The sequence below is a fragment of the Microcystis sp. LE18-22.4A genome, from assembly GCF_027531105.1.
Taxonomy (GTDB): Bacteria; Cyanobacteriota; Cyanobacteriia; order Cyanobacteriales; family Microcystaceae; genus Microcystis; species Microcystis aeruginosa.
In genome coordinates, this window is the sequence record NZ_JAPZRB010000100.1 from 1 (window position 1) to 2,796 (window position 2,796).

General features: G+C 32.6%; 3 protein-coding genes. 1 reads left to right on the forward strand and 2 read right to left on the reverse strand.

All coding sequences use genetic code 11. The features are described from left to right. Positions 1–1,154 (reverse strand): ISL3 family transposase (locus O9295_RS04385; RefSeq protein WP_288031989.1); only part of this gene is annotated, 1,154 nt, incomplete at its 3' end. Between the two features lie 224 nt (positions 1,155–1,378). Between O9295_RS04385 and O9295_RS04390 the strand changes: the two genes are divergently transcribed. Next, positions 1,379–2,446, forward strand: coding sequence for a TaqI-like C-terminal specificity domain-containing protein (locus O9295_RS04390; protein WP_288031992.1), 1,068 nt, complete (start codon positions 1,379–1,381; stop codon positions 2,444–2,446). Between the two features lie 98 nt (positions 2,447–2,544). Here O9295_RS04390 and O9295_RS04395 read toward each other — a convergent pair. Next, on the reverse strand, positions 2,545–2,796 hold a 252-nt coding region (locus O9295_RS04395; protein ID WP_288031994.1), incomplete at its 5' end, for an IS30 family transposase.

A 2,796-nucleotide genomic window follows, 5' to 3' on the forward strand; every position in this document is an offset into this window, starting at 1 on the left:
CTTTTAATCACCTTCAGTTTATTATTAATTCCTTCAACTGTTCCCTGGGTTGTTCGGTTATCAAAATAGGCAGTTATTTCGTCAATCCACCGCCGAATTGTCTGGCAGCTTTTAGGAAAGTAAGCCATCGCCTTTTTGAGCCAATCACTCAAGGCAAATAATCCCTCATTCCCCTCCGTATTTTTCTCAAATACTTCTCTAAATTCCTCTTTTAATTTGTGCATTTCCCCAAGTTTTGGAGACACTTTATATACTTCTTCCAATTTTTTTCTTTCTTTCTCTACTAAGTCTCCTTCATTCTTTAATAAGGCATATTTGCTCTTGGCTATTCCTGCTAAGATATTTTCTTTATTTTTCTTATTTTTTATCTTAGCTGCCTCTCTTTTTACCTCCTTTCTTGCTTCATCTAGCTCGTTATTTACTTGTTTCATTACAGGGAATCTATCCCCTACTATTTGAGCTTGAGGCATTAGTTTTTCTGCCACATTTTTATACCCTATCCACAGGTCTATACTTACTTCCTCTATTTGGCTCAAAACCTCTTCTCCCCAGTGTTTCAGATATTCTGTTAATGCTTCTTCTGTTCTTTTTTCCCCTAAGCCTATAATTTTTCCTGTGTCTATATTTACTAACACAGCATAGTAATTTCCTTTTCCCTTTATCATGGCTATTTCATCTATTCCTAATTTTTTTAGCCCTTGAGGTTTTGCGGTTATTAACTCTTCTCCTAAGTCTTTGAGCATCGTCTCTATTTCTTGTTCGCTTACTCCATTTCTTTCTGCCGTATTTTTGAGATCACTATTCAGGACTTCGGCCACTATTTTTTTTCTAAATCTGTCTGTGTAGGTTCTTTTCTTTGGCAAATAATTTAGTTCTTCTGTGAATTTTTTCCCACATTTCTCGCATCTCATCTGACGACGATTGATTCTCAGATATAATGCCTGTTCTCCAAAGGGTAAATCTCGGATTGTTAATTCATTGTTTTGATGAACTTTTTCCGTTTTACTTCCACAATGAATGCACTGGCTTTCTCTTGACATATTTTCTAAATGTAAAACAATTCCTATATCGGTAATAATTTGATAATTGGTAACGACAACTCCTTCTAGGTGAAGTAGCTCGGTCATTAACTTTAATTGTGGATTTGATGGCATAAGTATAGCTTGTGTCTAAAATTGCTGGTCTTGGCTGTCTATATTTTAACCAATAAATTGCTGTATTGCAAGCATAGTCAGCTTTTAAAGATAAATTATTGTTTTATTGGTCAGCAATAATTGTCTATTTTTTCTTTAATTTTACATGACAAGTTCGGAAGAGCCCTAAATTCGTAAAAAGTGGCTATGGAGAAAAACTAAAACAATTTATTTATCAAAATAAATTGCTTAACTTGTTTATAGATTTAAGTGAGATTGAAGTTTTCGATTCTGCTATTACCTATACAGGCATTTTCTTATTTTCTAAGGCAATCAAAGAATATTTTAGCCATGCAAAATTAGATAAAAATAATACTAATCAGTTACAAAACTTATCAAAAGCAAAATTAAATCAAGTAACTTATGAAAAAATAGCTGATACAGTTTGGTTATTGAGTTCTCAAGACTTACAAAATATATTTGATAAAATTAATCAATTTCCTTTATTGTCAGAATTATCAAATATTTTTGTCGGTTTACAAACAAGTGCAGATCCAGCTTATATTTTAGAAATAAGAGAAGATGGGCTTTATTCAAAATATGCACAAAAAACTTATCAATTTGATTATGATATTGTAAAACCCCTATTAAAAGGAGCAGAAATTAAACGCTACTCCCAACCCATAGCTAAGTATAAAGTAATTTTTCCTTATCAAATAAAGCATGATTCATACACTCTTTTATCCGAAAAAGAACTTAAAAATAATTATCCTCTAATAGGGGATTATTTTTTAGAATGTGTAGAAAAATTAAATAATAGAGAAAAAGGGAAAATAAATATCAAAGAATGGTGGGGTTATGTTTATCCTAAAAACTTAGGCTGTTTTGATAAAAAGAAAATCATAACTCAAGTATTAGCTAATCATTCATCTTTAACATTAGATATAAACCAACAATATTATTTTGTAGGAGGAGGTACTGCGGGAGGATATGGTATTCTTTTAAAAGAAAATTCTAAGCTAAGTTATGAATATTTATTAGGAGTACTTAACTCAACAATATTAGAGAAATATTTACAATCTTATTCAACTCCATTTAAAGGAGGTTTTTTTGCCTATAACCGAGAAACTATGGGAAGATTACCTATACCTATTCCCTCAGAAGCCGACAAGCAAGCGATCACATTCTTAGTGCAGAAGTGCCTTGATGCGAAGGGAGTCGGGGTGTTAGAGTGGGAAGCGGAGATTGATGATAGGGTTGCTCATTTGTATGGGTTGACCGATGAAGAAATGAAGATTATTAGGGGGGATTAACATTGTCATTCACTATTGAAATCGTAGGAGGTATTGCAAAATGTTAAACAATAAAAATAAGAAACAATTAAAAGCTTTAATTACATTTATTGGCCAATTCAAGTCTGAATTGCATCACTGTCTGATCTACCTTTATAGAATACCTCATTCGGGGTACGATAGTCAAGACATTTTCGAGGACGATTGTTAATCAAGTTTACGGCTATTTCCACCTGCTCTGGCTTAACAATTTTAAAATTCGTTCCCTTGGGAAAAAATTGTCTTAATAGTCCATTAGTAGGCTCGTTTAATCCCCTCTCCCAAGAATGATAAGGAGTAGCAAAATAAAAATCTGCTCCCAATTTCTGACT